General features: G+C 62.8%; 4 protein-coding genes. All 4 read right to left on the minus strand.

Annotation, left to right across the window (positions count from 1 at the left end; genetic code table 11):
- Positions 1–68: 68 nt before the first annotated feature.
- The gene (locus tag AC1D3C_RS25240) at positions 69–1,727 is read right to left on the minus strand and encodes an OFA family MFS transporter (RefSeq protein ID WP_477484803.1); all 1,659 of its coding nucleotides are present in this window, start codon (positions 1,725–1,727) and stop codon (positions 69–71) included.
- Positions 1,728–1,802: 75 nt separating this feature from the next.
- Positions 1,803–2,162 (minus strand): formate dehydrogenase subunit delta, encoded by a 360-nt coding sequence (locus AC1D3C_RS25245; protein WP_247037651.1) that lies wholly within the window; start codon positions 2,160–2,162, stop codon positions 1,803–1,805.
- Positions 2,152–2,979: a formate dehydrogenase accessory sulfurtransferase FdhD gene (gene fdhD / locus AC1D3C_RS25250; RefSeq protein WP_477484804.1), complete on the minus strand. Its 828-nt coding sequence runs from the start codon at positions 2,977–2,979 to the stop codon at positions 2,152–2,154. The genes AC1D3C_RS25245 and fdhD overlap by 11 nt, the downstream gene beginning before the upstream one ends.
- Before the next feature lie 223 nt (positions 2,980–3,202).
- Positions 3,203–6,082, minus strand: coding sequence for a formate dehydrogenase subunit alpha (gene fdhF / locus AC1D3C_RS25255; RefSeq protein WP_477484805.1), 2,880 nt, complete (start codon positions 6,080–6,082; stop codon positions 3,203–3,205).
- Positions 6,083–6,171: the final 89 nt, after the last annotated feature.

A 6,171-nucleotide genomic window follows, 5' to 3' on the forward strand; every position in this document is an offset into this window, starting at 1 on the left:
TTTGTGTGCAAGGCAAAAAGAAAGGGCGGCTTCGGCAAGCCGCCCCTCGTCATTCCTGTTGCCGAATGTCAGCCGAACAGCACCAGACTGCTCCGCAGCGTCACCCAGACGCCCCAGAGGAGCGGAATGCCGACCACGGCCCAGGCAAGCGTCGCCTTGGCATCCAGACCACCGGTGCCGATGCCGAAGGAACCGGTCGGACCGGCATTCGCCGCAGCTGTCTTTGCCTGCAGCGAAGCGACCTCGTGGTCCGACATGAACCATTTGTCGGCAAGCGGACGCACCAGCGCGTTGGCGACCAGACCCAGCACCAGCATACCGGCGAGGATATACATCGTGCCGGTATAGAGCGCCGGACCGGCGGGTACGCCAGCGGTGAGCTGCGCTTCGCGGATGTAGTTGACGACGACCGGACCGAGAATGCCGGCGGTCGCCCATGCCGTCAGCAGGCGACCGTGGATGGCGCCGACGAACTGGGTGCCGAAGATATCCGCGAGATAGGCGGGGATGGTCGCAAAGCCGCCGCCATACATGGACAGAATGATGCCGAAGGCGAGTACGAAGAGCGCCTTGTTGCCCATGTCGGCAAGCGTCGGAGCAAGTGCGTAGAGCACGATGCCGAGAACGAAGAACGTATAATATGTGTTCTTGCGGCCGATCTTGTCGGAGAGCGACGCCCAAAAGAAGCGCCCGCCGATATTGAAGAGCGATAGAAGCCCGGCAAAACCGGCGGCAATCGTGGCGATCTGTGCCTTCTGGCTCGCATCGAGCTGCGAGAAGGTCAGGTTCGGCAGGCCGATCAGCGATCCGGCGAAGATTTCCTGCAGCATCGGCGAGGCCATGCCGATAACGCCGATGCCAGCCGAAACGTTCAGGCAAAGCACCGCCCAGATCAGCCAGAACTGCTTGGTCTTGTGTGCATCCCGCAGGTGGACGTGCCTGGTGGTGATCATCGTCGTCTTGGAGACCGGAGGCGTCCAGCCTTCGGGACGCCAGCCGGCCGGCGGGATACGGTACCCGAAGGCGCCGCCCATCATGAAGCAGAAATAGATCACCGCCATGCAGATGAAGGTCTGCCAGACGCCGACCGAAGTACCGGTCTTGAAATAGTTCATCAGCAGGTTGGCAAGCGGAGCACCGATCATCGCGCCGCCGCCGAAGCCCATGATGGCCATGCCGGTCGCCATGCCGCGGCGGTCCGGGAACCATTTGATCAGCGTCGAGACCGGCGAGATATAGCCGAGACCGAGGCCAACACCGCCGATGACGCCGGCGCCGATCCACATCAGCCACAGCTGATGGGTCATGACGCCGATGGCCGCGACGATAATGCCGCCGCACCAGCAGCAGGCCGAGACGAAACCGGCCTTGCGCGGACCGACCCGTTCCAGCCAGCCGCCCCAGATCGCCGCCGAGCAACCAAGCAGCACGAAGAACAGCGTGTAGATCCACCCGAGGTCTGCGACACGCCAGTTGCAGCTTGTCGTGAACAGGGCCGAGATGAGGTTGAGGCTGGCGCAGGACGGGTCCTGCGTGGTACCTAGGGCGCGGGACAGCGGCAGCCAGAAGACGCTGAAGCCGTATGCCATGCCGATGCAAAGGTGAATAGCCAAAGCTGCCGGCGGCACCAGCCAGCGATTGAAGCCCGGTTTTGCGATAATACGTTCCCTATCGAGGAGCCCGACATTGCCTGTCAGGCCCTCGTTCGTCGTGTCTGCAATTGCCATTAAAAAATATCCTCCCTCTGGATGACGGCTATGCTTTATTCCCCCTCCGGCCCCTCACCTGCCGGATGGATGAATTCATGCGGCGCTCTCCGGAATGCTCGGTTCGGAAAGCGATTCTCCCTCAGCGGGCCCCTTGCCGCCCGGCGCACCCTGCCTCGCATCTTCGCCCACACCAACGCCCGATCCGACCTTCGCCTCCGGCCGGCGGATCAGCGTCGAAGCCTCGACGACGAGCGGCAGCAGCCCTGCCCCGCCATTGTCGAGATGCTCGAAAAGGTGCCGGCGCATGCGCGGCTCCCAGAATTTGTTGATATGCGTCGCAACGCCCTCGGCGCGGACGCTTTCCGGCTGCGACAGAAAGAAGGTAGCGATCTGGTTGGCCATCCGGACCAGCTTGTCGAGCACCAGTTGCTCGGGGCTTTGGTCATGCGACATCGGCGACAACTCCAGTGGTTATGCGATCGGTACGCGTGAAAATTTCGAAATCCTCGCCGCGGGTCAGCGCGATCAAGGTCATGCCCGCCGCTTCCGCCGTGCGGATGGCAAGTGCTGTCGGCGCGGAAATGGCAATCAGCACCGGGCTTCCGAGGATCGCCGTCTTCTGCACCATCTCGACGGAGATGCGGCTGGTGACGACCACGACGCCCTCAGAACCCTTGAGGCCCTTGGCGATGACCGCTCCGGCGAGCTTGTCGAGCGCATTGTGGCGGCCGACATCCTCACGCACGGCAACCAGTCCCTTGCCCGGCACGACGAAGCCGGCGCCGTGAACCGCATGGGTTTGCCGATGCAGCGGCTGCGCACTGTTGAGCGCCGCGACAGCTTCGCTCACCTCTTTCGGGCTGAGCGCCATCGTCACCGCGGAAACATCCGGTACCGGGCGCATGGCCTGCTCGATCGATTCGATGCCGCAAAGCCCGCAGCCGACCGGCCCCGCCATATGCCGCCGGCGGGCGCGCAGCGCATCTTCCTTATCCTCGGCGAGCGTCACCTGGACATCGAGACCGGCACCTTCCTCGATGACGGTGATGCTCTCGATCTCGGCCATCGAAGCGATGATGCCTTCCGTCAGGCTGAACCCAACCGCGAAATCCTCGAGATCGCCAGGCGTGCCCATCATCACCGCGTGGGTGGATCCGCCATAGGAAAAAGCGATCGCCACTTCTTCCGGCACCACCCGCGAGCCGGCACGGACCACGCCGTTGCGGCGGGCGATCTCGGGGGCTGTTGCGGTGGTGTTGAATAAGGTCATCGGACGTCGGGGCAGGAATACCCCCCTCTGCCCTGCCGGGCATCTCCCCCACAAGGGGGAAGATCGGATGTGGCGATGTCCAGCCCACTATTAACGTCATCGAGTGAGCAAACGTATTTCCAATGCTGAAGAATAACGGCGGCGCGTCTTGCCGATCTCCCCCCTTGTGGGGGAGATGCCGGCAGGCAGAGGGGGGTAACGCGAAGCACGCCAAGCAATTGCATCACTCAGCAGCCTCCAGTTTCCCCGCGATCCGACGAGACCGCCGCGACAACTCGTCATAATCGCTCTGCCACTCGGTCGGACCGTTGGAGGGCGATACCTGCACCGCCGTCACCTTGTATTCCGGGCAGTTGGTCGCCCAGTCGGAGAAGTCGGTGGTGATGACGTTTGCCTGCGTGTTCGGGTGGTGGAAGGTCGTATAGACCACGCCCGGCGCGACGCGATCGGTGATCAGCGCCCGCAGCGTCGTATCGCCCGAACGGCTGGCGAGCTTGATCCAGTCGCCTTCCTTGATGCCGCGCTGTTCGGCATCGTGCGGATGGATCTCCAGCCGGTCTTCCGCATGCCAGGTGACATTTTCGGTACGGCGCGTCTGGGCCCCGACATTATACTGGGAAAGGATGCGGCCGGTGGTCAGCAGCAGCGGGAACCGCGGGCCGGTGCGTTCGTCGGTCGCGACATATTCGGTGCGGATGAACTTGCCCTTGCCGCGCACGAAACCGTCGACATGCATGATCGGCGAGCCGACCGGGTGCGCCTCGTTGCACGGCCACTGAACCGAACCCATCTTGTCGAGATAGTCATAGGAAACCAGCGCAAAGCTCGGCGTCGATACGGCGATCTCGTCCATGATCTCGGACGGATGCGCATAGTTCCAGGCAAGCCCCATCGCTTGGGCGAGCTTCTGGGTGACCTCCCAGTCGGCATAACCGTTCTTCGGGCTCATTACCTTGCGGACGCGGTTGATGCGGCGCTCGGCATTGGTAAACGTGCCGTCCTTTTCGAGGAAGGTCGAACCCGGCAGGAAGACATGCGCGTAATTGGCGGTCTCGTTCAGGAAAAGGTCGTGGACGACGACGCATTCCATGGCGGCAAGGCCTGCCGAAACATGCTTGGTGTCCGGGTCGGACTGCAGGATGTCCTCGCCCTGGATGTAGATGCCCTTGAACGTGCCCTCGACGGCCGCATCCAGCATGTTCGGGATGCGCAGGCCCGGTTCGCTGTTGAGCGTCACGCCCCACAGTTTTTCAAACGTGTCGCGGGTCGCATCGTCCGAGATATGGCGATAGCCCGGCAGTTCGTGCGGGAACGAACCCATGTCGCAGGAGCCCTGGACATTGTTCTGGCCGCGCAACGGGTTCACGCCGACACCCGGACGGCCGATATTGCCGGTGACCATCGCAAGGTTGGCAATCGCCATGACGGTGGTCGAGCCCTGGCTGTGCTCGGTGACGCCGAGACCGTAATAGATCGCTCCGTTGCCGCCTTTGGCGTAAAGCCGGGCTGCACCGCGCACGAGATCCGCCGGCACGCCGGTATATTTCTCGGTCGCCTCCGGGCTGTGCGCGTCTTCCGAAACGAAGCCGGCCCAGTCCTCGAATTCGGACCAGTCGCAACGTTCGCGGATGAATTTTTCGTCGAACAGGCCTTCGGTGACGATGACATGCGCAAGTGCGGTCAGCACGGCCACGTTGGTGCCCGGCTGCAGCGGCAGGTGATAATCGGCCTCCACATGCGGCGTGCGGACGAGATCGATGCGGCGCGGATCGATGACGATCAGTTTTGCACCCTGGCGCAAGCGCTTCTTCAAGCGCGAACCAAACACGGGATGGCCATCGGTGGGGTTGGCGCCGATGACGATGACGACATCGGTGTGCTCGACCGAGTCGAAATTCTGGGTTCCGGCCGAAGTGCCGAAGGCCTGGCCGAGACCGTAACCGGTTGGTGAGTGGCAGACGCGGGCGCAGGTATCGACATTGTTGTTGCCGAAACCGGCGCGGATCAGCTTCTGGACGAGGAAAGTCTCCTCGTTGGTGCAGCGCGACGAGGTGATGCCGCCGATCGATTCACGGCCGTATTGATACTGGATACGCCGAAATTCCGAGGCCACATGCGAAAACGCCTCTTCCCAGGTCACTTCCCGCCACGGATCGGAGATCTTTTCGCGGATCATCGGGTTGAGGATGCGATCCTTGTGGGTTGCATAACCATAGGCAAAACGACCCTTGACGCAGGAATGACCGCGGTTCGCCTGGCCATCCTTCCAAGGCACCATGCGCACGAGTTCCTCGCCGCGCATTTCCGCCTTGAACGAGCAACCGACGCCGCAATAGGCGCAGGTGGTAACTTCCGAATGTTCCGGCTGGCCGATCGCGATCACCGACTTTTCAGTGAGCGTCGCCGTCGGGCAGGCCTGAACGCAGGCGCCGCAGGAAACGCATTCGGAATCGAGGAAAAGTTCGTGGGCACCGGCCGAGACACGGCTGCCGAAGCCGCGGCCCTCGATCGTCAGCGCGAACGTGCCCTGCACTTCCTCGCAGGCACGCACACAACGGGAGCAGACGATGCACTTCGACGGATCGTAGGTGAAGTACGGGTTCGACTCGTCCTTCGGCATCCACTTGGCGTTGATCGCGCCATCGTTGCGAGCCTTGACGTGGTTGTCGCCCTCATAGCCGTAGCGAACGTCGCGAAGGCCTACTGCGCCGGCCATGTCCTGTAATTCGCAGTCCCCGTTGGCGGCGCAGGTGAGACAGTCGAGCGGATGGTCGGAGATATAGAGTTCCATCACCCCCTTGCGGATGTCCCTCAGTCGGCCCGTCTGGGTGTGGACCACCATGCCCGGCATGACCGGCGTGGTGCAGGAGGCCGGCGTGCCATTGCGGCCTTCGATCTCCACGAGACACAGGCGGCAGGAACCGAAGGCGTCGACCATGTCCGTGGCGCAGAGTTTCGGCACCTTGATGCCGGCCTCCATCGAAGCGCGCATGATCGAGGTGCCTTCCGGCACGGTGATGGCGCGGCCATCGATGGTGAGTGTCACCTGCGCTTCCGAGCGCGAGGCCGGCGTGCCGTAGTCGATTTCATGAACGAGGGACATCGTGTGTCTCCTGGCTTGAAAGAATGAATGTTGGAGCAAGATCGCCCCCCTCTGGCCTGCCGGCCATCTCCCCCACAGGTGGGGAGATT

It is taken from the genome of Neorhizobium sp. P1_A6, assembly GCF_056406795.1.

Bases quoted from the DNA above. Each gene is read 5' to 3' on its own strand.
- fdhD (WP_477484804.1), bottom strand. From the start codon at position 2,979: ATGACCTTATTCAACACCACCGCAACAGCCCCCGAGATCGCCCGCCGC.
- fdhF (WP_477484805.1), bottom strand. From the start codon at position 6,082: ATGTCCCTCGTTCATGAAATCGACTACGGCACGCCGGCCTCGCGCTCG.
- AC1D3C_RS25245 (WP_247037651.1), bottom strand. From the start codon at position 2,162: ATGTCGCATGACCAAAGCCCCGAGCAACTGGTGCTCGACAAGCTGGTC.
- AC1D3C_RS25240 (WP_477484803.1), bottom strand. From the start codon at position 1,727: ATGGCAATTGCAGACACGACGAACGAGGGCCTGACAGGCAATGTCGGG.